The organism is Pseudomonas sp. P7759, from assembly GCF_013386445.1.
GTDB classification, from domain to species: Bacteria; Pseudomonadota; Gammaproteobacteria; order Pseudomonadales; family Pseudomonadaceae; genus Aquipseudomonas; species Aquipseudomonas azotoformans_A.
This window is the reverse complement of sequence record NZ_JACART010000003.1, coordinates 381,885-404,226: the sequence shown is the minus strand read 5'-3', so window position 1 is coordinate 404,226 and position 22,342 is coordinate 381,885. Positions and strand designations below refer to the sequence as shown.

General features: G+C 61.1%; 23 protein-coding genes. 2 read left to right on the top strand and 21 right to left on the bottom strand.

Features of this window, described 5'->3' with window-relative positions:
• Positions 1-32: 32 nt before the first annotated feature.
• From HX823_RS02660 to HX823_RS02585, 16 genes are all read right to left on the bottom strand, one after another.
• Entirely contained in the window at positions 33-593 is a 561-nt protein-coding gene (locus HX823_RS02660; protein WP_177074058.1) for a DUF1285 domain-containing protein, read from the bottom strand.
• A gap of 16 nt (positions 594-609) precedes the next feature.
• Positions 610-1,215 carry a DUF4823 domain-containing protein gene (locus tag HX823_RS02655; RefSeq protein WP_033901260.1) on the bottom strand — a complete coding sequence of 202 codons (606 nt, stop codon included), beginning with the start codon at positions 1,213-1,215 and terminating at the stop codon, positions 610-612.
• A gap of 75 nt (positions 1,216-1,290) precedes the next feature.
• Positions 1,291-2,259: a GTP 3',8-cyclase MoaA gene (locus HX823_RS02650; RefSeq protein ID WP_038847781.1), complete on the bottom strand. Its 969-nt coding sequence runs from the start codon at positions 2,257-2,259 to the stop codon at positions 1,291-1,293.
• A gap of 115 nt (positions 2,260-2,374) precedes the next feature.
• Positions 2,375-3,028, bottom strand: coding sequence for a TetR/AcrR family transcriptional regulator (locus tag HX823_RS02645; protein ID WP_016979740.1), 654 nt, complete (start codon positions 3,026-3,028; stop codon positions 2,375-2,377).
• Positions 3,029-3,473: 445 nt separating this feature from the next.
• Positions 3,474-4,259 carry a TatD family hydrolase gene (locus tag HX823_RS02640; protein WP_038847783.1) on the bottom strand — a complete coding sequence of 262 codons (786 nt, stop codon included), beginning with the start codon at positions 4,257-4,259 and terminating at the stop codon, positions 3,474-3,476.
• 63 nt (positions 4,260-4,322) lie between these two features.
• On the bottom strand, positions 4,323-5,312 hold the full coding sequence (locus tag HX823_RS02635; RefSeq protein ID WP_038847785.1) for a DNA polymerase III subunit delta': 990 nt from the start codon (positions 5,310-5,312) through the stop codon (positions 4,323-4,325).
• Positions 5,305-5,937, bottom strand: coding sequence for a dTMP kinase (gene tmk, locus HX823_RS02630; RefSeq protein ID WP_033901265.1), 633 nt, complete (start codon positions 5,935-5,937; stop codon positions 5,305-5,307). The genes HX823_RS02635 and tmk overlap by 8 nt, the downstream gene beginning before the upstream one ends.
• 19 nt (positions 5,938-5,956) lie before the next feature.
• On the bottom strand, positions 5,957-7,090 hold the full coding sequence (mltG, locus tag HX823_RS02625; RefSeq protein ID WP_177074057.1) for an endolytic transglycosylase MltG: 1,134 nt from the start codon (positions 7,088-7,090) through the stop codon (positions 5,957-5,959).
• Position 7,091: 1 nt separating this feature from the next.
• A complete protein-coding gene (gene pabC / locus HX823_RS02620) occupies positions 7,092-7,907 on the bottom strand; it encodes an aminodeoxychorismate lyase (RefSeq protein ID WP_177074056.1) in 816 nt (271 codons plus the stop codon).
• Complete coding sequence (gene fabF / locus HX823_RS02615) at positions 7,907-9,151, bottom strand: beta-ketoacyl-ACP synthase II (RefSeq protein ID WP_016979749.1); 1,245 nt, start codon at positions 9,149-9,151, stop codon at positions 7,907-7,909. Before fabF ends, pabC begins: the two co-directional genes overlap by 1 nt.
• Positions 9,152-9,279: 128 nt before the next feature.
• Positions 9,280-9,516 (bottom strand): acyl carrier protein, encoded by a 237-nt coding sequence (acpP, locus tag HX823_RS02610; RefSeq protein ID WP_003175607.1) that lies wholly within the window; start codon positions 9,514-9,516, stop codon positions 9,280-9,282.
• Positions 9,517-9,707: 191 nt separating this feature from the next.
• Positions 9,708-10,451, bottom strand: a complete 744-nt coding sequence (gene fabG, locus HX823_RS02605) for a 3-oxoacyl-ACP reductase FabG (protein WP_005790544.1) — start codon at positions 10,449-10,451, stop codon at positions 9,708-9,710.
• A gap of 24 nt (positions 10,452-10,475) precedes the next feature.
• Entirely contained in the window at positions 10,476-11,414 is a 939-nt protein-coding gene (gene fabD, locus HX823_RS02600) for an ACP S-malonyltransferase (RefSeq protein ID WP_177074055.1), read from the bottom strand.
• 126 nt (positions 11,415-11,540) lie between these two features.
• Complete coding sequence (plsX, locus tag HX823_RS02595; protein WP_177074054.1) at positions 11,541-12,551, bottom strand: phosphate acyltransferase PlsX; 1,011 nt, start codon at positions 12,549-12,551, stop codon at positions 11,541-11,543.
• A 4-nt stretch (positions 12,552-12,555) separates the two neighbouring features.
• Positions 12,556-12,738, bottom strand: a complete 183-nt coding sequence (rpmF, locus tag HX823_RS02590) for a 50S ribosomal protein L32 (protein ID WP_008152339.1) — start codon at positions 12,736-12,738, stop codon at positions 12,556-12,558.
• 13 nt (positions 12,739-12,751) lie between these two features.
• A complete protein-coding gene (locus HX823_RS02585; RefSeq protein WP_017737760.1) occupies positions 12,752-13,282 on the bottom strand; it encodes a YceD family protein in 531 nt (176 codons plus the stop codon).
• Positions 13,283-13,387: 105 nt separating this feature from the next.
• Between HX823_RS02585 and HX823_RS02580 the strand changes: the two genes are divergently transcribed.
• Complete coding sequence (locus HX823_RS02580; RefSeq protein ID WP_177074053.1) at positions 13,388-13,966, top strand: nucleoside triphosphate pyrophosphatase; 579 nt, start codon at positions 13,388-13,390, stop codon at positions 13,964-13,966.
• A 131-nt stretch (positions 13,967-14,097) separates the two neighbouring features.
• Here HX823_RS02580 and HX823_RS02575 read toward each other — a convergent pair whose 3' ends face one another.
• Genes HX823_RS02575 through rluC form a run of 3 tightly spaced genes read right to left on the bottom strand, consistent with a single transcriptional unit; the run spans position 14,098 to position 16,711 of the window.
• The gene (locus HX823_RS02575) at positions 14,098-15,081 is read right to left on the bottom strand and encodes a S49 family peptidase (RefSeq protein ID WP_038846344.1); all 984 of its coding nucleotides are present in this window, start codon (positions 15,079-15,081) and stop codon (positions 14,098-14,100) included.
• A 21-nt stretch (positions 15,082-15,102) separates the two neighbouring features.
• Positions 15,103-15,765, bottom strand: coding sequence for an HAD-IA family hydrolase (locus HX823_RS02570; protein ID WP_038846346.1), 663 nt, complete (start codon positions 15,763-15,765; stop codon positions 15,103-15,105).
• Complete coding sequence (gene rluC / locus HX823_RS02565; protein ID WP_033901273.1) at positions 15,752-16,711, bottom strand: 23S rRNA pseudouridine(955/2504/2580) synthase RluC; 960 nt, start codon at positions 16,709-16,711, stop codon at positions 15,752-15,754. Before rluC ends, HX823_RS02570 begins: the two co-directional genes overlap by 14 nt.
• A gap of 759 nt (positions 16,712-17,470) precedes the next feature.
• Between rluC and rne the strand changes: the two genes are divergently transcribed.
• Positions 17,471-20,629 (top strand): ribonuclease E, encoded by a 3,159-nt coding sequence (gene rne / locus HX823_RS02560; RefSeq protein WP_218169609.1) that lies wholly within the window; start codon positions 17,471-17,473, stop codon positions 20,627-20,629.
• Positions 20,630-20,692: 63 nt separating this feature from the next.
• Here rne and HX823_RS02555 read toward each other — a convergent pair whose 3' ends face one another.
• Positions 20,693-21,277: a nucleotidyltransferase family protein gene (locus HX823_RS02555; protein ID WP_177074051.1), complete on the bottom strand. Its 585-nt coding sequence runs from the start codon at positions 21,275-21,277 to the stop codon at positions 20,693-20,695.
• On the bottom strand, positions 21,274-22,260 hold the full coding sequence (locus HX823_RS02550; protein WP_177074050.1) for an XdhC family protein: 987 nt from the start codon (positions 22,258-22,260) through the stop codon (positions 21,274-21,276). The genes HX823_RS02555 and HX823_RS02550 overlap by 4 nt, the downstream gene beginning before the upstream one ends.
• Between the last annotated feature and the right edge of the window lie 82 nt (positions 22,261-22,342).

Sequence of the window (22,342 nt, the reverse complement as noted above, 5' to 3'; positions counted from 1 at the left end):
CGAATTATTTCAGGGAGATGAAAAAACCGGCCTCAGGGCTCCAGGCCGATACGGAAAAACTCGCCGCCGCTCCAGACGCCCAGCCAGTTCTGACCGTTGATCGGACGGCTCACCGCCAGCTCCACCAATTGGTAGAACGCATTGCGATGCACCAGGGCTTCGAGGTTGTTGCGCACCCGCAGATAGGGCGCAGGTTCCTGGGTGACTGGGTCGATCACCACCCGCAAGGGGTGTTCAAGGCCCGCTTCGACTTGATCGTCCACGTTGGTGGTAAAGCGCAGAACCTGGCCCTCGCCCTGCCCTTCGACCTCCAGCGTTACGGCCACGAACGGCGCATCATCGACGCTGATGCCGACCTTTTCCACGGGAGTGACCAGGAAGTAATCATTGCCATCGCGACGGATGATGTTTGAGAACAGCTTGACCATCGGCTTACGCCCGATCGGCGTGCCCTGGTAGAACCAGGTACCGTCGCGGGCGATGCGCATGTCGATGTTGCCGCAGAAGTCCGGGTTCCACAGATGTACCGGCGCCGGCCCCTTGCCTTTGGGCAGTTGGGCCAACAGATCGTTGGCCTTGGCGGAATCGGTCATGGGGTTCTCCTGGTGCTTATTGATCACTCATGCCCAGCAGACTGCGAGCGTACTGGCGCAGCGGGCGGGCAATCAGATCTTCTGGCTTGTTGTCGTGGAACGTCAGTAAACCGCCACGACTGCGAATACGTGCAGTATCAATCAAATACTGGGTGCTGGTCTCGATCAACATGATCTGGATGACGCCGCTGTCCAACCCGACACGGTCGAGGGCTTCCTGGTCGGCCCACTCATCGGCGTTGCCGATACGGTCATCCGCCTTGGCGAAACGGCAGTACAGCAGGTAGTGAGCACCGGCCGCACGCGCTTCGGACATTGCCTGCTCCAGGCCTTCCGGCTGACGGGCGCGACGCACCATGGGGAAATACTCGATAAAGCCGTTGAAGGCTTCCTCGGCCACCACGTTTGGACGCGGATAAGCGCTGCCCGGCGGCACAAAGGCGCCTTGGGCGATAAATACGAAAGAATCCGGCTGTATGCGAACCGAGGCGGTGCGACGGGTATCGCTGTGATCCAGCAAACCGGCATCGCTCATCTGATAGCGGGTGCCTTCGGCCATATCGCTGACGGTCATGCAACCACTCAGCGTCAACGACGCCAGCAACAAAACCAGACTACGCATCCTAATCCTCCAGAAGCCGGTGACGGAAAACCGGCGAATGGGCGTGAGATGCAGGTTCTGCGCCAGCTTGGAACACTAGCCGCCGATGATCTTCATGATGGTCGCGCCGCCGGAGAAGGCGACTTCCTGTTTGTCGCCCAACGCCTTCATCAACAGGCCCTGCAGCGCCGGCAATGCTTGATGGCGAGGCTTGTCGAGCAGGTCGCCGACATAGTGGCGGTTACTCGACGACAGGCAACCATGTAACCAACCCGTGGACGACAACCGCAACCGCGAGCAGGTCCGGCAGAACGGCACACTTTCGTTGGCGATGACGCCGAAATAGCCCTTGCCGGGTATTTCATAACGCACCGCCGTCGCGTCAATGGGCGCACTGGCTTGCAGGTATTCATGCTGTTCGCCGATCAGGCCGAGCAGTTGTTGCAGGCTTACAAATTGCTGCAGGAATGCGTTGGAGTCCTTGGCCAGGTGGCCCATGCGCATCAGCTCGATAAAGCGCAGTTCATAACCCCGCTCCAGGCAGTACTCGAGCAGCGGCATCACCTGGTCGAGGTTCTGGCCGCGCAACGGCACCATGTTGACCTTGATCTTGATTCCGGCGGTGCGGGCCTGGTCCATGCCGTCGAGCACGGTGGCCAGGTCGCCGCCACGGGCGATGCTGCGGAAGGCGTCCGCATCCAGGGTATCGAGGGAGACGTTGATGCGTTTGATCCCGGCGTCCACCAACAGCGGCAGTTTGCGCGCGAGCAGTTGACCATTGGTGGTCAGGCTGATGTCACTCAAGCCCATTTGCCCGACGGCACCCATGAAGGCTTCCAGCTTGGGACTGACCAGCGGTTCACCGCCGGTGATGCGCAGGCGGTCGATGCCGGCTGCCTCGATCAGGTAAGCCACGCCACGGGCCATGGCCTCGGCCGAGAGTTCGTCCTGGGCAGCCACCAGCCGCTTGCCGTTGGGCACGCAGTAGGTACACGCGTAATTGCAGGCTGAGGTCAGGCTGATCCGCAAATTGCGAAAACGCCTGCCTTGACGATCAACGATCATGGATCACTCCGGCAGAGGATGATTCGGGCGCGCTAAAAGCTGACTGATAAATCAGCTTTTAGCAAGAGTCCTTGCCTGAGTATATTCCTGGGGTACTACGCGTGGCAGCAAATCATTACGTGGAAGGCGATTCCAGCGGCGGCTGCTCGGTGCTGTGCTTGCGCTTGTTGCCCATGCGCACGCCGATGTCCATCAGGAATTGGAAGAACCCTTCCTGATCTTCCAGCACATTGCTCCAGAATGGCGAGTGATACAGCGCCACGGCGCCGTGCACCAACGCCCAGGCGGCGCAGTAGTGGAAATACGGCGGCACGTCTTCGAGCTTGCCTTCGCTGATGCGACCCTTGATCAACAGGGTCAGGCGTTCGAAGTTCGACGCACGGATCTTGTGCAGTTCCTCGACCATCTCCGGCACCTGATGGCCCTTGACCACCTTCTCTTCCAGGCGGTCGAACAGGCGATAGCGCTGCGGGTCGCGCATGCGGAACTCGAAGTAGGCGCGGGACAGGGCTTCCTTGTCCTTGTCCACATCGGCCGAATGCAGCAGTTCGTTCAGGTCACGCTCGTAGTCGAGCATCAGGCGCAGGTAGATCTCGGCCTTGGACTTGAAGTGCTTGTAGATCGTGCCTTTGCCGATACCCACGGCATCCGCGATCATCTCGACGGTGACGCTGTCTTCACCCTGTTCGAGGAACAGTTTGAGTGCGGTGTCGAGAATTTCCTGCTCACGGCGGCGAAACTCACGGACCTTACGGGGTTCTTTGTGCATGAGGAAGAGGTCTGCAAAGGTCAAAATAGGGAGGGTGACGCAGGGCCACGGATACGCGGCGATACGATTTACCCGGTGCGAGGGATTATCCCGACTGAACGGTCGCTGGGCAATGCCTATGTGAACCCGAAACGCACTTTACTTTCAGTGCGCCAACGTTTTCATGGATCTCAGTCAGAAATAATACGCAACAACTGCCGCCGTGCGCCTACCCAATGAGAACTCAAGCGAAGCGCGCGTATTCCAAATCTGTTTAAAAAACGACCAGTCGCGACTGGACTGAATCGGATACTGATCAATACTTGAACTGTCTGCGTGACATCTCCCCCAAGTGACGCGCCGACCTGGGTACCAACGGACCGCGTACCCTTGTTTTACTCCTAATGGTCTTAGCCCGGATTCACCCCCCAGAACCCGGGTTTTTTTTGCCTGGGATTTGGCCGCGTCAGCCAGCGACGTGAGCAAGCGGGAACAGGCGCTTGAAGTTCTCGGTAGTCTGTTCGGCAAACCGCTCGTAGGACTCGCCGCGCAACATCGCCAGGTAATCCGCCACATCGCGCACATACTCGGGCAGGTTCGGCTTGCCGCGATGGGGGATGGGCGCCAGGTACGGCGAGTCGGTTTCCACCAGCAGACGGTCGGCCGGCACCTGGCGTGCGACGTCACGCAGGGCGTCGGCGTTGCGGAAGGTGACGATGCCCGACAGGGAGATGTAGAACCCCAGGTCCAGGGCCGCCTTGGCCATGTCCCAGTCTTCGGTGAAGCAATGCAACACGCCGGCCTGAGGCAGCGCGGCTTCGCGCAGCAGGGTCAGGGTGTCGGCACGCGCGCCACGGGTGTGGACGATCACCGGTTTGCCGGTCTGCTGGGCGGCTTGCAGGTGCAGGCGGAACGACGCCTGCTGCAACTGCGCCGCTTCGGGCTCGTAGTGGTAATCCAGGCCGGTTTCGCCGATGGCCACTACACGAGGATGATTGAGTTCAGTCAGCAGCCAATCAAGCGCTGGGGCTTCACCGGGCTTGAGGTCCAGCGGGTGAATGCCCACCGAGCAATCCACATCGGCGTAGCGATCAGCCAGGGCTTTGACGTCGGCTGCGTTTTCCGCGCTGACGCCGATGCACAGGAAGTGCCCTACCCCGCGCTGGCGCGCGGCTTCGAGGGCAGCATCCAGGGAGCCGCCGTGTTGGGCCAGGTCGAGGCGATCAAGATGGCAATGGGAATCTACGAGCATAGGGATCTACAACTTAAATCACGAAAAATGTCTGGCCGACGATACACCCGTCGGCCACGGAAATTAACGGCGGCCAAGCAAGCCGACCCATTGCACCAGCAGCGCCTCAAGCAACAGCACGCGGTTAAGGTTGGCCTTGCCGAGCACCTTCTGGCGCTGGGCGAGGATCCAGTCCTGGATCGTCAGCACTTTGTCCTGGGCACTTTTCTGCGCCAGGTACTGCACCACTTTGCGCATGTCCGGCAGGCCCAGGCCGTTTTCATCCTGGGTCAGCTGGTAGCGCAGGATCAGGCTCGACCAGTCGCAGAACCAATCGAACAGCAGCAGCAGGGGAATGTCCTTCCAGGCAGTTTCGGCCAGCTGGGTGGCGGAGACTTCCTGCTTGATGAGTTTCTTCACGCCCTCCACCACCAGCGCGCGTTGCTCACGCACGCCCTGGGCGTGCAGCTTCACCGCCGCCAAGGGTGAGCCGGCCGCCAGGGTCAGCAGTTCGACCCGTTCATCCGCGCTGCACTCCGGCAACGCCTGCGCGAGCCATTCGAGGCTCATGGCCTCGCTCGGCAGTGGGCACGCCTGCTGTACGCAACGGCTGCGGATGGTCGGCAACAAACGGCTGGACTGGTGGCTGACCAGCAACAACACGGTATCGCCGGACGGCTCTTCCAGGCTCTTGAGCAAGGCGTTGGCGGCGTTGATGTTCATCGCCTCCACCGGCTCGATCAACACAACCTTGCGCCCGCCCATCTGCGCGGTCTGCACCACGAAGCTGACGAGGTCGCGCACCTGGTCGACCTTGATCGCCTTGTCGGCTTCCTCGGGCTCCAGCACGTAGTTGTCCGGGTGGCTGCCAGCCTTGAGCAACAGGCAGGACTTACACTCGCCGCAGGCTTCCAGGTTGACCGGGCGCTGGCACAGCAGGCTGGCCATGAGGCGCTCGGCCAGGTCTCGCTTGCCGATCCCAACCGGACCATGCAACAGGTAGGCGTGGGCGTGCTGGGCACGGCCAGCCAGTTGTTGCCACAGGCTGTCCTGCCACGGGTAGGCTTCAGCCACGGGCGCGCTCCAGCAGTGTCGGCAACAGCGCGTCGATGGCGTGTTGCACCTGGGCCAGCGGTTGGGCGGCGTCCAGCAGGTAGTAGCGCGCAGGCTCGGCCGCAGCGCGCTTGAGGAACGCGGTGCGTACGGCGTCAAAGAAGGCCTGGCCTTCCAGCTCGAAACGATCCAGGCGACCACGGGCGCTGGCGCGGGCCAGGCCCACTTCCACCGGCAGGTCAAAGACCAGGGTCAGGTCAGGACGCAAGTCGCCTTGAACGAAGGTTTCGAGCGTGGCGATGCGCTCCAGGGACAGGCCCCGACCACCGCCCTGGTAGGCATAGGTGGAATCGGTGAACCGGTCGCAGATCACCACGGCACCGCGTGCCAGGGCCGGACGAATCACTTCGGCCAGGTGCTGGGCACGGGCGGCGAACACCAGCAGCAGCTCGGTGTCCGGGTTCATCTGCTCTTCACCCGGCGCCAGCAGCACCTCGCGGATACGCTCGGCCAGCGGCGTGCCACCGGGCTCGCGGGTCAGCACCACTTCGATCCCTTCGCTGCGCAAGCGCTCAGCCAGGTAATCGCGGTTGGTGCTTTTGCCGGCGCCTTCAGGGCCTTCCAGGGTTATAAACAAGCCAGTCACAGGCAGTCCTTAGTCAGAATTATTGCGGGTTTTGCGGCGCTTCAACATCTGGCGCGGACTCGGCCGGCTTTTCAACGGGCACATCGGCCGGCGGCGTTGCATCTTCCGCAGGCTTCACCACTGGCGCCGGGCTGGAGCGGTAGTCGGCGCGGCGCTTGAGCTGGAACTCGCGCACGGCGGCATTATGCGCATCCAGGTCATCAGAGAAAATATGGCTGCCATCACCCCGTGCGACGAAATACAGGCTGCTGCCCGGCACCGGGTTCAGCGCGGCATGGATCGCCTCCCGGCCGACCATGGCGATGGGCGTCGGCGGCAGGCCGGCGACCATATAGGTGTTGTAAGGGTTGGCTTCCTTGAGGTGCGCACGGGTCAACTTGCCGTTGTAGCGCTCGCCCAGGCCGTAGATCACCGTCGGGTCGGTCTGCAACAGCATGCCGACCTTCAGGCGACGCACAAAGACACCGGCAATCTGCCCACGCTCTTCAGGCACGCCCGTCTCTTTCTCCACCAGGGAGGCCATGATCAACGCTTGATAAGGGTCGGTGTACGGCGCATCGGCCGCACGCTTGCTCCACTCCTGGGCGAGGACATCGTCCAGACGGTTGTAGGCTTTTTTCAGGAATTCGACGTCGGTCATCCCACGCACAAAGCGATAGGTATCGGGGAAGAACCGCCCTTCGGGAAACACGCCGGGGTGACCGAGCTTGTCCATCAGCTCCGTGTCGCTCAGGCCTGCGAGGGTCTGCACGATCTTTTCATGCTTGGCCAGCGCCGAGCGCACCTGGCGGAAGTTCCAGCCTTCCACCAGCGTCAGGCTGTATTGCACCACTTCACCCCGCTGCCACAGGCCGATCAGGCTTTGCGCCGTCATGCCAGGGGTCATGCGGTATTCGCCGCTGTGCAGCGGCTGGCCGTCGAGGTTGAAACGCCAGTACAGGCGCAACCAGAAGGCGCCATCCAGCACGCCGTCGGCTTCCAGGCGATTGAAGGTACCGGTGGGGGTCGCCCCAGCCGGTACGTCGAGCAATTGCTCCTGGGTCAGGTTCAAGGGCTGCTTCAGGGCCGCGTCGTATTTCCACGCGCCATAGCCCAACAGCAACGCCGCCGAGAACAGACCGATCAGCAGCAGTACAACCAGTTTTCGTATCAACTCAAATTTCCAATAGCGCGCGAACAATGCCCTGCAGTTTACGGGTGAGCGGCCCAACCGGCCAGCTCATCCCAGCGCAACCGCGCACCGGCCAAATGCCATAAACGCTGTTGCACACGAAGACTTCGTCGGCCTGCTGCAACTGCTCAAGATCGATGTCGGCCACGGCCACCGGGATTCCGAGGGTATGTGCCTGGGCCAGAATCTCGGCACGCATCACGCCGGCAACGCCGCAACGGGTCAGATCAGCGGTTAGTAACAAGCCGTTGCGCACCAGGAACAGGTTGCTGAATACGCCTTCAATGACACGGCCGGACACATCCAACATCAAGCCTTCAGCGTGCTCGGCGTCTTGCCATTCGGCGCGGGCGATCACCTGCTCCAGGCGATTGAGGTGCTTGAGACCAGCCAGCAACGGCTGTTCGGCCAAGCGGGTCGCACACGCAAACAGACGAATACCGTCGACTGCATGGGCGTGGGGATAGGTAGCGGGCGGGTTGCCCTGCAAGATACGGCGCACCGGCGCGCCAGGGTTGATGCCATAACCGCGCAGGCTGTCGCCACGGGTGAGGATCAACTTGAGGACACCGTCGCCGAGGGCGGCGGCATAGGCCAGCACTTCGCTGCGGATCACCACGGGGTCCGCAATCAAGGCGAGGCGCCTGCAACCCTCATCGAGGCGCTGCAAGTGACGGTCGAGCAGCACCGGCTGCCCGGCCCTGACGGCGATGGTCTCGAACAGCCCATCGCCATACGCCAGGCCGCGATCTTTCAGGGGCACGCTGTCCGCTGGCTGACCGTCGACCCAGCTGTGCATCACTCGGCGAACCGGCGGAACACCAGGGATCCGTTGGTGCCACCAAAACCGAACGAGTTGGAGATCACCACGTCGATCGGCATCGGTTGTGCTTCGTGAGGCACGAAGTTCAGGTCGCAGCCTTCGTCCGGCTCATCCAGGTTGATGGTCGGCGGAGCGACCTGGTCCTTGATGGCCATGACGCTGAAGATCGCTTCGACCGCGCCCGCCGCACCCAACAAGTGGCCGGTCATGGACTTGGTGGAGCTGACCGCCAGGTTGTAGGCGTGTGCGCCGAACACCGACTTGATGGCTTCGGCTTCCGCCAAGTCGCCGGTCGGGGTCGACGTGCCGTGGGCGTTGATGTACTGCACCTGGTCCGCATTGACCTTAGCATCGCGCAGGGCATTGGTGATGCAGCGCGCAGCACCGGCACCGTCGGACGGTGGCGATGTCATGTGGTACGCATCGCCGCTCATGCCGAAACCGATCAGCTCGGCGTAGATGGTGGCGCCACGCGCCTTGGCGTGTTCCAACTCTTCCAGCACCAGGGCACCAGCACCGTCGGACAGTACGAAACCGTCACGGCCTTTGTCCCATGGACGGCTGGCGCGGGTGGGTTCGTCGTTGCGCGTCGACAGCGCACGGGACGCGCCGAAGCCGCCCATGCCGAGGCCGCAGGCCGCCATTTCAGCGCCGCCGGCGATCATCACGTCGGCTTCGTCATAGGCGATGTTGCGCGCCGCCATGCCGATGCAGTGCGTGCCGGTGGTGCACGCCGTGGCAATGGCGTAGTTAGGCCCCTGTGCGCCCAAGTGGATCGACAGGAAACCGGAAATCATGTTGATGATCGAGCCCGGAACGAAGAACGGTGAAATTCGACGGGGGCCTGAATCGTGCAACGTGCGGCTGGTTTCTTCGATATTGGTCAAACCGCCAATACCCGAACCCATGGCCACGCCGATGCGGTCACGGTTGGCGTCGGTGACTTCCAGGCCGGCGTTACGCACTGCCTGAAAACCGGCTGCCAGGCCGTATTGAATGAACAGGTCGAGTTTGCGGGATTCTTTGACCGAGAGATATTCCTCGACATTGAAACCCTTTACCGAGCCGCCAAAACGGGTGGAATAGGCAGAAAGGTCCGTGTGTTCGATCAGACCAATACCACTGTGGCCAGCCAGAATGCCCTGCCAACTGCTCGGCACATCCGTGCCCAGTGGCGACAACATACCCATACCGGTGACTACGACGCGTCTACGCGACACAGCACTCTCCTTTTTCTAATGACGACACTTTTGCTTCAGCGCTTGTTTTTCATCAGGGCTAAAGAAAAAACCGCACGCCGTTACAGCAGTGCGGTTTTTCCCTGACAGCAAGCGACGACTACAAACTATTACGCCTGGTGGCTAGTAACGTAGTCGATAGCAGCTTGAACAGTAGTGATTTTTTCAGCTTCTTCGTCCGGGATTTCGGTCTCGAATTCCTCTTCCAGAGCCATCACCAGCTCAACGGTGTCAAGGGAATCGGCACCCAGGTCTTCTACGAAGGAAGCAGTGTTGACCACTTCTTCTTCTTTAACGCCCAGTTGCTCGGCGACGATTTTCTTGACGCGCTCTTCGATGGTGCTCATACCTTGTTTAACTCCTAATGGACAAATTCAGGCAGCTGGCCGGTGGGTAAGTGTATAGAAAGCCTTTTCAGCTTTTCAACTGAAAGCTTCACCCTGTACCCGGTCGGCCACCTGCCTATAAATTAAGTTGCAGCTTTATAACGGATTTTAGACAGCTCGTATGACATTTTTTTGAAGCGATCCGTCACAATTTAACTCATGTACATCCCGCCGTTCACCGGGATTGTAGCCCCAGTCACGTATGCCGCACCGTCGGATGCCAGGAAAGTGACCACATTCGCGATCTCTTGGGCCTGGCCCAGACGGCCCAGCGGAATCTGCGTCAGCAAGGCTTCACGCTGTGCTTCCGGCAACTCGCGGGTCATATCGGTGTCGATGAACCCTGGGGCCACCGAGTTGACCGTAATCGACCGCGAGCCGACTTCACGTGCCAATGCACGGCTGAAACCTTCCAGACCGGCTTTAGCGGAGGCGTAGTTTACTTGGCCTGCGTTGCCCATGGCACCCACTACGGAGCCAATATTGATAATTCGGCCCCAACGCGCCTTGGTCATGCCGCGCAAAACGCCCTTGGACAGGCGAAACAGACTGTTCAAGTTGGTGTCGACCACGTCGTACCACTCGTCGTCTTTCATGCGCATCATCAGGTTGTCGCGGGTGATACCGGCGTTGTTCACCAGAATCGCCGGCGCACCGAACTGTGCGGTGATCTCGGCCAGTACGGCAGCCACGGATTCATCACTGGTCACGTTCAGCTCAAGGCCAGTACCTTGCACGCCGTTTTCCTTCAGGGTCGCGGCGATACGCTCGGCGCCCGAAGCGGAAGTGGCGGTGCCGATCACAACGGCGCCCTGACGGCCCAGTTCCAGGGCGATCGCCTGGCCAATGCCACGGCTTGCGCCGGTAACCAGTGCAACTTTACCTTGCAGACTCATGCAGGCTTCTCCTTAGTTCGGGGATTAGGCCAGTGCCGCGCGAGCGGCAGCGAAGGCATCCGGGGTATTGAGGTTGGCAGTCGACACGCCGTCGGCGCAGCGCTTGTTCAGGCCGGCCAGGACTTTGCCCGGACCGCACTCGACCAGCTCGGTGGCACCGTTGGCCGCCAGGGTCTGGACCGATTCAACCCAGCGTACGGGCTTGTAGAGTTGTTCCAGCAGGTCGCGCTTGAGGGTGTCGAGGTCGGCAGCCACGGCTGCGCTGACGTTCTGTACCAGCGGAATCTGCGGCGCCTGCCAGTTGATGGCAGCGATGGACTCGGCAAAACGCTCGGCCGCCGGACGCATCAGCTCGCAGTGCGACGGCACGCTCACCGGCAATGGCAGCGCACGCTTGGCGCCACGGGCTTTGCAGCCTTCGATGGCACGCTCGACCGCAGCCTTGGCACCGGCGATCACCACCTGGCCAGGCGAGTTGAAGTTCACGGCGCTGACCACTTCGCCCTGGGCCGCTTCGGCGCAGGCTTCGATCACCACGGCGTCATCCAGGCCCAGGATAGCGGCCATGCCGCCCTGCCCGGCCGGAACGGCTTCTTGCATCAGTTGGCCACGGCGCTCGACCAGCTTGACCGCCTCACCGAGGGTCAGGCTGCCCGCGGCAACCAGGGCGCTGTATTCGCCCAGGCTGTGACCGGCGACGAATGCCGGACGCGCGCCGCCTTCCGCCAGCCACAAGCGCCACAGGGCGATCGAAGCGGTCAGGATGGCCGGCTGGGTTTTATCGGTTTGATTGAGCTGCTCTTCCGGCCCTTGCTGGGTCAGTGCCCACAGGTCGTAACCGAGGGCGTCGGAAGCCTCTTTAAAGGTGTCCAGGACCAGCGGGTATTGAGCGCCCAGCTCGGCCAACATGCCGAGGGACTGCGAACCCTGCCCTGGAAAGACGAATGCGAGGGATGTAGACATGTAACAAGCCCCTAATGATCTGGTCGTCAAAAATGCGCACTCCTACGGAGGGAGCGCACGAAACTGACAGATTGGATGGTCAATTGAACTGGCCGGTCACATTTAAGCACTCTCGGGCCGATTCGCCTAAGGCAACAGGTCCTCAAGACGGCCGTGCAGGCGTTGCGGCAGGTTTTCCTGGATCTCGATCAGGGCCCGCGCAATCGCACTTTGAAAGCCTTCCACACCCGCCGAGCCATGGCTTTTCACCACAATGCCCTGCAAACCCAGGAAACTCGCACCATTATGCCGTGCCGGGGCAAGGTCGGCTTGCAGGCGACGCATCAACGGCAACGCCAGGGCGCCAACCAGGCGCGACGCCAGGCTCTGCTTGAACAACGCCTCGATACGCGTGGCGATCATGGTCGCCAAGCCTTCGCTGGATTTAAGCAGGATATTTCCGACAAACCCGTCGCACACCACTACATCGGCCTCGCCACGGTACAAACCGTCACCCTCGACAAAACCGATGTAGTTCAAGCCACGCGCGCCTTGCAGCAAAGTGGCGGCCAGCTTGACCTGCTGGTTGCCCTTGATGTCTTCGGTGCCGATATTCAGCAAGGCCACCCGTGGCCGGGCAACACCCAGCGCTTCGGCGGCCACCGAGCCCATCACGGCAAACTGGAACAAGTGCTCGGCACTGCAATCAACGTTCGCGCCCAGGTCCAGCAGTTGGCAATAGCCTTTCTGCGTCGGAATCGCCGCCACCATCGCCGGCCGGTCAATGCCAGGCAACGTCTTGAGCACAAACCGCGACAACGCCATCAGGGCCCCGGTATTGCCAGCACTGACACAGGCTTGCACCTTGCCGTCACGCAGCAGCTCCAGCGCCACCCGCATCGACGAGTCGTGCTTACCACGCAGGGCCGCCGCTGGCTTTTCATCCATGGTGATGGTTTCGCTGGCTGGCGTAATCGTCAGGCGCGCGCGATCCACCGCCGGATGGCTGGCAATCAGTTCTTCAAGTAGGGAGGGTTGACCGACGAGGGTCAGGTGCAGCGAGGGTGTAGCGGACAGGCTGGCAATGCAGGCCTGAACAATGTTGCGGGGACCGAAGTCCCCGCCCATTGCGTCTATCGCGATGACTAGAGCAGACAAGTGATTACTCGTCAGCGCCCTTGTCGATCACTTTACGACCACGGTATACGCCTTCTGGCGATACGTGGTGACGCAGGTGAATTTCACCGGTGGTTTTTTCTACAGACAGAGTGCTCGCCGTCAGGGCATCGTGCGAACGACGCATGTCACGGGCAGAGCGGGATTTTTTGTTCTGCTGAACAGCCATAATTGATTAACTCCTAAACGTTTGGGTCACGCTTTAACTGCGCCAATACACTGAACGGGTTGGACCGCGTTACCTCGTCCTCGCTCGGTTCGGGCTCGTCATCGAGCCCCTCCGGCTGCTGGCATTCTTCCGGATGATGAGCAGGCACAATGGGCAAGGCGAGCAGAAGCTCCTCCTCGATCAGTGCATGCAGATCCAATGGATCTTCGCCCAGTTCCAGCACGTCATAACCTTTCGGCAACGACTGGGTATTCGCACCCTCCTTCACCACAGCATAACTGCACTCACTGTGGATCGGCAGGGTGACCAGCTCAAGACAACGCTGGCAAACCATTTTGACTTCGGTGTCGATAAAGCTGTGGATTACCACAGACTTACGTTCATCTCGTTCAAAAACGAATTTGGCCTGCACCGTACCGACAGTGTCGGAAAGCGGGTCGCAGAGTCTCTCCAAATCGGCCAGCAGCAATTCACCTTGAAGGGAAGTGCCACGATCAGCCAATTTGCGCGGGTCAACGTGAGGTGGAATCGGGTCATTCAACATAGGCGCAGCATTATAGGGATGCACCCAGCCATGTCAAAGGAAATTCAGCCCTGTGCGTCAGCCGGTCGCCCCGCTAGAATCCCCGGCTGCCCTGAGGAGACGCCCATGCTGCCTTTATTACTCGCATCCAGCTCGGTTTATCGCCGGGAATTGCTGAGCCGCCTGCACCTGCCATTCATCTGCAGCTCACCGGATATCGACGAAAGCCACCGTGCAAATGAGTCCGCCGTGGAACTGGTCAAGCGTCTGGCCGAACAGAAAGCCCGCGCCCTCGCCACCAACCACCCAGGGCATCTGATTATAGGCTCCGACCAGGTCGCGGCGCTCGATGGCCGGATCATCGGCAAACCGCACACTTTCGAAAACGCTCGCGAACAACTACTCGCCGCCAGTGGCAAGCGTGTGAGCTTCCTGACCGGCTTGGCGCTGCTTAACAGCAAAACCGGTCAATGCCAGGTCGACTGCGTACCTTTTACCGTGCACATGCGCGAACTGGACGCGGCACGCATCGAGCGTTACCTGCGGATTGAGCAGCCGTACGACTGTGCGGGCAGTTTCAAGGCCGAAGGGTTGGGCGTGAGCCTGTTCCAGAGCACAGAGGGGCCGGATGCGACGAGCCTGGTAGGCCTGCCACTGATCCGACTGGTGGATATGCTGCTGGCCGAAGGCGTACAGATCCCTTGAAGCCCACCCCAAAACCACTGTGGGAGCTGGCTTGCCTGCGATAGCGGTGGATCAGCCGATATTGATGTCGACGGGCCCACCGCTATCGCGGGCAAGCCCGCTCCCACATTTGAATCGATGCGCCTGCTGGATCAGCGCAGGGATGGGCCTTGGAAGCCCATGTAAAAGGCCAGCTTCTCGGCGACGCTGGCACCCAGTTTCTTGGAGAATCGATCAAACGGAGATTCCTCAACCGTAAAGTCCACCAACTCTTTCTCGCCAATCACATCCCGCGCCACCGAACTGGCACTGCCCAGGCCGTCGATCAGGCCCAGCGGCAACGCTTGTTCACCCGACCACACCAGGCCGGAGAACAACTCCGGATGGTCTTTGTCCTTCAGACGATCGCCGCGCCCCTGCTTCACGCTGGCGATAAACTGACGATGCGTGGTGTCGAGCACGCCCTGCCAGAACTGGGTTTCGTCAGCCTTCTGCGGCTGGAACGGATCCAGGAACGACTTGTGCTCGCCCGACGTGTAGGTGCGACGCTCTACACCGAGCTTCTCCATGGTGCCGACAAAGCCGTACCCGGCCGCCGTTACACCAATGGAACCCACCAGGCTGGCCTTGTCGGCGTAGATCTGGTCGGCAGCACTGGCGATGTAATAGGCACCCGAAGCCCCTAGGTCGGAAATTACCGCATACAGCTTGGTATCCGGGTGCAGGCCACGCAGGCGGCGAATCTCGTCATACACGTAACCGGACTGCACCGGGCTGCCGCCTGGGCTGTTGATGCGCAGGATCACACCCTTGACCTTGGGGTCTTCAAATGCGGCACGCAGGCTGCTGACGATGTTGTCGGCGCTGGCGGACTCCTTGTCGGCAATCACCCCGCGCACTTCGATCAGGGCGGTGTAGTTGGCTCCACGGGTTGCACTTTTTTCCATGTCCATCAGCGGGCTGAACAATGCGAGCATGGCGAGAAGCCAGACGAACGTCAGCAGCTTGAAGAAAATCCCCCAGCGCCGTGCACGGCGTTGCTCCTGGACGCTGGCCAGGAGGGTTTTCTCCAGCAGTTTCCAGCTTTTGTCGTCGCTGTTTTCAGCCTTTTCGGGCGCTTTCCACTCGTCACTCATGCCATCAACCCCAGCAAAGACTTATTGGGCCCGGCTGAGCCAGGCCTGCAATTCGGAAAAATGATCGATCGTCAGACGCGGCTCGTATTGCTGCAAGGCCTCGGCAGCCTGGGCGCCATAGCTGACCGCCACACTGTCCATGCCCGCATTGCGTGCCATCATCAGGTCGAAGGAAGCATCACCCACCATCAAGGCCTGGCGTGGCGACACGCCGCAATGGGCCAGGATCTGCTCCAGCATCAGAGGGTGAGGCTTGCTGGCAGTTTCATCGGCGGCGCGGGTGATATCGAAATAATCTTCCCAACCGTGGGCCTTGAGCACCCGATCCAGCCCGCGACGCGCCTTGCCGGTGGCGACCGCAAGGTGATAACCCTCGGCGCGGAACGCCTCCAGAGACTGCACCACGCCGTCGAACAACGGCGAAGGCGTGGCTTCCAGGGCGATGTAGTGATCGGCGTAGTGATCACGAAAGGTGACCAGCTCAGCGTCGCTGATCTCGGGATACAAGGTGCGAATCGCCTCAGGCAGGCCCAGGCCGATGATGCCCTTGACCGCGTGATCGGTGCACAGCGCATAGCCCGAGCGGGTCGACGCCGCGTGCATCGACTCGACAATCCGGCCAATGGAGTTGGCCAGGGTGCCGTCCCAATCGAAAATCAGCAGTTTGTAATCAAGGTGCGACACTCAAACGCTCCACGGTCTTGGCCCACATCTCATCGACCGGCGCCTGCAGCTTCAACTCGCCACCATCAGGCAGTGGCACTGTGAGCATGTAGGCGTGCAGGAACAGGCGCTTGCCGCCCAGGTCGCGGATTTCCTTGGAGAAATCCTCGTCGCCGTACTTGGTGTCACCAGCAATGCAATGGCCGGCGTGCAAGGTGTGCACGCGAATCTGATGGGTACGCCCGGTCACCGGCTTTGCCTCGACCATAGTGGCGAAGTCACCGAAGCGACGCAGCACCTTGAACAGGGTCAGGGCTTCTTTGCCCTCCTCGTCCACTTCGACCATGCGCTCGCCGGAGCGCAGGTTGCTCTTCTGCAACGGCGCGCGGACGCTCTTGATGGAACTGGCCCAGTTGCCGCGCACCAGCGCCATGTAGCGCTTGTCCACGCCATCGCCACGCAGGGCGGTGTGCAGGTGGCGCAACATGCTGCGTTTCTTGGCGATCATCAGCAGGCCAGAGGTGTCACGGTCCAGGCGATGGACCAACTCCAGCTCCTTGGCGTCCGGGCGCAACTGACGAAAGGCTTCGATCACACCGAAATTCAGCCCACTGCCGCCGTGAACCGCAATACCGCAAGGCTTGTTGATCACGATCAGCTTGTTGTCTTCGAAGACAATCGAGGCTTCCAGGCGTTGCAGCAACCCCTGCGCCAATGGCACAGGCTCGTCACGCTCCGGCACGCGAACCGGCGGCACACGGACGATATCGCCCGCCTGCAACTTGTACTCGGGCTTGATCCGACCCTTGTTCACCCGCACTTCACCTTTACGCAAGATGCGGTAAATCAAGGTCTTGGGCACGCCTTTGAGCCTGGCCAGGAGAAAATTGTCGATGCGTTGGCCGGCATATTCCGGCGAGACCTCGAGCAGCTGGACGCTGGGGGTCTGGGGGGCGGTAGTCGTCATGGCGGCGATGATAACAATTTTTTATGGAATTGAAGCACTTAATCATTGCTGCTATAGTCGCGAACGCCGCCAAAAGCGGCCTGGACAGAGGACTTGCGGCAAACTGCCGGCCCTGACCATCGCAATTCATCAGGACGCGAGGCCGTCCTACGGGGCTTTCGCCACCCTGGAAGGCTCAAGATTGTAACAAGCGCAGGTGACATGAGGCCTGAAGCGAGTGCAGAAAGCAGAGTGAATACTCGCGTTCTGCGCCGATATTTACGGCCAGTTCACAAAGTGCAGTCAGTCTTGGACCAGACCACGGCGAATGCTTCGGAAACAACGCCTGTTAAGAGCTGAGTGAGAGCGCAACCGCCCACACCTAGTCTTGTTTAGCCATGAGCGTGGACTCCCCATTGGAGAACACGGTAAATGCCAACCCGCTGCGGATTCTGCGCGCGGCAGCACCCGAATTATCAGGGATACGTGTAGGGTGGAGATGCACAACCGTCGGACCGTGTAGCACTAGGCTTATATTTAGACGCTTCATCTCGTCCACAGTCGCCGGTTGATTCCTCCTCCTGACCTTAGCTTTTGTTGAAGTGGTGCCTTTGTCACCACCGCTAACAAGCAGGACGCGTCCGTCGCGATACCGGCCCAATTGGCTGGTTTTTGCTGGACACTGGAGTGGCCAACCACTCTTGACGCACCTGACACCGACCGTGAGAAGTCGTGTGTGCCGAACGCCGTTTCCGGCAGCCCGGAAACCGACGGTACAACATGAAAAGAATGCTGATTAACGCAACTCAACCCGAAGAGTTGCGTGTTGCACTGGTAGATGGCCAACGCCTCTACGACCTGGACATCGAATCCGGTGCGCGCGAGCAAAAGAAGGCCAACATCTATAAAGGCCGTATTACTCGCATCGAACCAAGCCTTGAGGCTGCCTTTGTCGATTTCGGCTCCGAGCGCCACGGCTTCCTGCCCCTCAAGGAAATCTCCCGCGAATACTTCAAGAAAGCCCCTGAAGGCCGCGTGAACATCAAGGACGTCCTGAGCGAAGGCCAGGAAGTCATCGTCCAGGTAGAAAAAGAAGAACGTGGCAACAAGGGCGCAGCCCTGACCACCTTCATCAGCCTGGCCGGCCGTTACCTGGTCCTGATGCCAAACAACCCACGTGCTGGCGGCATTTCCCGCCGCATCGAAGGCGAAGAGCGCAACGAACTGCGTGAAGCGCTGAACGGCCTGATCGCACCGGCCGACATGGGCTTGATCGTTCGCACTGCAGGCCTGGGCCGCAGCAGCGAAGAAATGCAGTGGGACCTCGACTACCTGCTGCAACTGTGGACCGCTATCAAAGAAGCGTCCCTGGATCGTTCCGCGCCATTCCTGATCTACCAGGAAAGCAACGTGATCATCCGCGCCATCCGCGATTACCTGCGCCAGGACATCGGCGAAGTGCTGATCGACAGCGTTGAAGCCCAGGACGAAGCCCTGACCTTCATCCGCCAGGTGATGCCGCAGTACGCCAGCAAGATCAAGCTGTACGAAGACAGCGTTCCGCTGTTCAACCGTTTCCAGATCGAAAGCCAGATCGAGACCGCCTTCCAGCGCGTGGTCGAACTGCCTTCCGGTGGCTCCATCGTGATCGACCCGACCGAAGCCCTGGTGTCCATCGACATCAACTCGGCGCGTGCGACCAAAGGCAGCGACATCGAAGAAACCGCCCTGCAGACCAACCTGGAAGCGGCTGAAGAAATCGCCCGCCAGCTGCGCCTGCGTGATATCGGCGGCCTGATCGTGATCGACTTCATCGACATGACCCCTGCCAAGAACCAGCGCGCCGTGGAAGAAAAAGTCCGCGAATGCCTGGAAGCTGACCGTGCCCGCGTACAGGTCGGTCGCATCTCGCGCTTCGGCCTGCTGGAAATGTCCCGTCAGCGCCTGCGTCCATCCCTGGGCGAGAGCAGCGGCATCGTCTGCCCGCGTTGCAACGGCACCGGCATCATCCGTGACGTTGAATCGCTGTCCCTGGCGATCCTGCGCCTGATCGAAGAAGAAGCCCTGAAAGACCGCACCGCCGAAGTCCGCGCGCAAGTGCCAATCCCGGTTGCAGCCTTCCTGCTCAACGAAAAACGCAACTCGATCACCAAGATCGAACTGCGCACCCGTGCCCGTATCGTCATCCTGCCGAACGATCACCTCGAAACCCCGCACTTCGAAGTGCAACGCCTGCGTGACGACAGCCCGGAAGCCCACAGCGGCCAGTCCAGCTACGAAATCGCCGCTGCTGCCGCCGAAGTGGAAGAAGTCCAGCCAGCCGCCGCGACCCGCACCCTGGTTCGCCAGGAAGCCGCAGTCAAGACCGCTCCAGCTCGTGCCAATGCACCGGTTCCAGCTGAAGTTGCAGCGCCAGTTGCAGCGCCGGCCGCCCTGCCTGAGCCAAGCCTGTTCAAAGGCCTGGTGAAATCGCTGGTCAGCCTGTTCGCCACCAAGGAAGAACCAGTTGCTCCGGTTGTGGTTGAGAAACCTGCCTCCGAGCGCCCTGCGCGCAACGAAGAGCGTCGCAACGGTCGCCAACAGAGCCGTAACCGTAACGGTCGCCGTGATGAAGAGCGCAAGCCGCGCGAAGAACGTGCACCGCGTGAAGAACGCGCTCCACGTGAAGAGCGTGCCCCTCGCGAAGCCCGTGAAGAAACCCCGACCGTAGAACGTGCACCCCGCGAAGAGCGCGCCCCACGTACTCCGCGCGCCCCACGCGAAGACCGCAAGCCACGTGGCGAGCGTGAAGAGCGTGTGCGTGAACTGCGTGAGCCGCTGGACGCAGCCCCTGCTGCCGTAGCTGGTGCCGCCGCAGCTACCGAAGAGCGCCCAGCTCGCCAGCCGCGTGAAGAGCGTGCGCCACGTGAAGAGCGCCAACCTCGCGCCCCGCGTGAAGAGCGTCAACCGCGTGCCGAACAAGCCGCAGCCGCCAGCGAAGAAGAAGTGCTGACCGGCGAAGAGCAACTGCAGGAAGACGGTCAGGAAGGCGCCGAAGGCGATCGTCCACGCCGCCGCTCCCGTGGCCAGCGTCGTCGCAGCAACCGTCGTGAGCGTCAACGTGATGCCAACGGCAACGTGATCGAAGGCTCGGAAGAGACCGGCGAAAACGCAGAAGCCGCGACCAGCGAACCGACTGGCGCTGAACTGGCTGCCGGCCTGGCCGTTACCGCTGCTGTTGCCAGCTCGGTCATCAGCGCTCCTGCTGAAGCCCAGGCTCACGAGCAGGCTGAACGCGCCACTGCTGCTGTCGAAGAAACCGTAGTGGTTGAAGCACCTGCTGCCGAGGCCCCAGTGGTTGAAGCGCCGGTTGTTGAAGCACCAGCAGTTGAAGCGCCAGTTGTAGAGGCACCGGTTGTCGAAGCCACTACCCCAATCGAAGCGCCGGCTGTTCCGGAAGTGGAAGTTGCCCAGGCACCTGAAGCCCAACCAGAAGTTGAAGTGGCGGTCGTTGAACCGGCACCTGTGGTTGAGCCCGAGCCAGTGGTTGAAGCGATTGTTGAAGCACCGGTTGTCGACGCCGCTCCAGAAGTTCGTGAAGTTCGTGAAGAACAGACCGCCTTCCAATGGACTGCCGAGCCAGCCGCTTCGGTTGAAGCGCCAGAACCTGCCCCAGTGGTAGAAGAAGCGCCGGCACCGGTTGCCGAAGTCGTGGTTGCCGAGCCAGCCCCAGTGGTTGAGCCTGCTCCGGTCGCAGAACCTGCACCCGCAGTTGAAGCACCGGTGGTTGCCGAAGTGGCAGCGCCAGTGGTTGAAGCCGCACCGGCCAGCGCCCTGACTGAAAACGGCCGTGCACCGAACGACCCACGTGAAGTGCGTCGTCGTCGCAAGGAAGCTGAAGCCGCAGCAGCTGCTGCCGCGGCACAGGAAGCAGAACACGAGAGCAAACCTCTCGCCTGATTCCAGCAGCCACTAAAAAGCCCCGCCTGAGTGATCAGGCGGGGCTTTTTTATGTTTGCTCGGTCAGGAGTAGCGCAGCAACGCAGGCACATCCACATCCCATAACACGCCGGGGTCATCTACTGGCACCTCCCACACCGTCGCCTGAGCAAACAACGGCTTGGCGCCACGATCCCCCGTCAAGGCCATCAGCCCAGGCCCCAATGCCTGGCCAAACGCCACGGGATGCCCGTAGCGCCCATCCTGCACCGGCACGCTGATACCGCCCGCCTCCAGCCCCTCGATCACCCGTTCAATGCTTGCGGCGCGGATAAACGGCATATCCCCCAGCACCACTAACCAGCCGTCTGCCGCACCACTGGCCGCAACCGCCGCTGCAATACTGTCGCCCATACCAGCCGAACGCAGCAGCAGGACGTCACAACCATAGGCTTCGGCCAACCGAATGACATCCGCACGATCAAGTGACGTCACCACCCAACGCCTCACGACGCGCTCAGGCAGGTTCACCAGCACTTGCTCGATCACCGGCCGCACCACGCCGTCCAGGCCAACGCAATCCGCCAACAACTTATCCTGGCCCGCCCCGGCTTCAGCGCGGAAACGACTGCCCTGCCCTGCCGCCAGCACAATCGCCGTGACTTTCACTCTGCGACCACCGGCAACGGCTTCTTCTGCATCGGCGCTACGCCGTTCTTGATCGCGACAATTTCCGCCATCAACGACAACGCGATTTCGGCCGGCGTGTGGCTGCCGATATGCAAGCCGATCGGCCCGTGCAGGCGCGCAATCGCCTCGGTCGATAAGCCAAGCGCCGCCAGGTTTTCCCGGCGTTTCTGGGTATTGACCCGCGAACCCAGGGCGCCAATGTAGAACGCCGAGGAATTCAGTGCCGTGAGCAACGCCATATCATCCAGACGCGGGTCATGGGTGAGGCAGACGATGGCCGTGCGCTCATCGGTCTGGATGTTCAGCACCGCTTCATCGGGCATGCCCGGCACAAAGCGACCGTGCTGTTCTTCCCACCCGTAGACGAACTCGTCGCGGGGGTCGCAGATCAACACTTCGAAATCCAGCAAACGCGCCATTTCCGCCACATAACGTGACAGTTGGCCGGCGCCGATCAGCAGCAGGCGCCAGCGCGGGCCGTAGATGGCGCGCAAACGTTCGCCGTCGAAGGTCACCACATCGGTCTTGCTTGCGTCGCTCAGGGTGACTTTGCCACTGGTCAGTTCCAGCTCACGTGCGACGATCTGATGATCTTCACATCGCGCCAGCAAGTCGGCTACCCACGCCCACTCATCCACCCGCTCCTCGGTCAGGCGCAGGGTGCCACCACATGGCAGGCCAAAACGCGCGGCTTCATCGCGGGTAACCCCATAGGTCACCAACTGCACCGGTGGCCCGTCTTCAGGCAAGCGACCATCCTGCAGGCGTGCAATCAGGTCATCCTCGATGCAACCGCCCGACACCGAACCGATCACCACGCCATCGCCACGCAATGCCAGCATCGCCCCCGGCGGCCGTGGTGCGCTGCCCCAGGTCTGGACCACGCTGTACAACACCACTCGCTGCCCGGCGCGGCGCCATTCGAGCACGCTGCGCAGGACATTCAAATCAACACTGTCCACATAACCTCCTGCAAGCGTTAAAACCGATTCACTTACTGTAAAACAAAAGCCGCCAAAGTAATGAGCCAGAAACGCAAACGCC

Excerpts from the sequence above, each read along its gene's own strand:
- HX823_RS02660 (WP_177074058.1), bottom strand. The coding sequence starts at position 593 with ATGACCGATTCCGCCAAGGCCAACGATCTGTTGGCCCAACTGCCCAAA.
- HX823_RS02655 (WP_033901260.1), bottom strand. The coding sequence starts at position 1,215 with ATGCGTAGTCTGGTTTTGTTGCTGGCGTCGTTGACGCTGAGTGGTTGC.
- HX823_RS02650 (WP_038847781.1), bottom strand. The coding sequence starts at position 2,259 with ATGATCGTTGATCGTCAAGGCAGGCGTTTTCGCAATTTGCGGATCAGC.
- HX823_RS02645 (WP_016979740.1), bottom strand. The coding sequence starts at position 3,028 with ATGCACAAAGAACCCCGTAAGGTCCGTGAGTTTCGCCGCCGTGAGCAG.
- HX823_RS02640 (WP_038847783.1), bottom strand. The coding sequence starts at position 4,259 with ATGCTCGTAGATTCCCATTGCCATCTTGATCGCCTCGACCTGGCCCAA.
- pabC (WP_177074056.1), bottom strand. The coding sequence starts at position 7,907 with ATGCACAGCTGGGTCGACGGTCAGCCAGCGGACAGCGTGCCCCTGAAA.
- acpP (WP_003175607.1), bottom strand. The coding sequence starts at position 9,516 with ATGAGCACCATCGAAGAGCGCGTCAAGAAAATCGTCGCCGAGCAACTG.
- fabG (WP_005790544.1), bottom strand. The coding sequence starts at position 10,451 with ATGAGTCTGCAAGGTAAAGTTGCACTGGTTACCGGCGCAAGCCGTGGC.
- fabD (WP_177074055.1), bottom strand. The coding sequence starts at position 11,414 with ATGTCTACATCCCTCGCATTCGTCTTTCCAGGGCAGGGTTCGCAGTCC.
- rpmF (WP_008152339.1), bottom strand. The coding sequence starts at position 12,738 with ATGGCTGTTCAGCAGAACAAAAAATCCCGCTCTGCCCGTGACATGCGT.
- HX823_RS02585 (WP_017737760.1), bottom strand. The coding sequence starts at position 13,282 with ATGTTGAATGACCCGATTCCACCTCACGTTGACCCGCGCAAATTGGCT.
- HX823_RS02580 (WP_177074053.1), top strand. The coding sequence starts at position 13,388 with ATGCTGCCTTTATTACTCGCATCCAGCTCGGTTTATCGCCGGGAATTG.
- HX823_RS02575 (WP_038846344.1), bottom strand. The coding sequence starts at position 15,081 with ATGAGTGACGAGTGGAAAGCGCCCGAAAAGGCTGAAAACAGCGACGAC.
- rluC (WP_033901273.1), bottom strand. The coding sequence starts at position 16,711 with ATGACGACTACCGCCCCCCAGACCCCCAGCGTCCAGCTGCTCGAGGTC.
- rne (WP_218169609.1), top strand. The coding sequence starts at position 17,471 with ATGAAAAGAATGCTGATTAACGCAACTCAACCCGAAGAGTTGCGTGTT.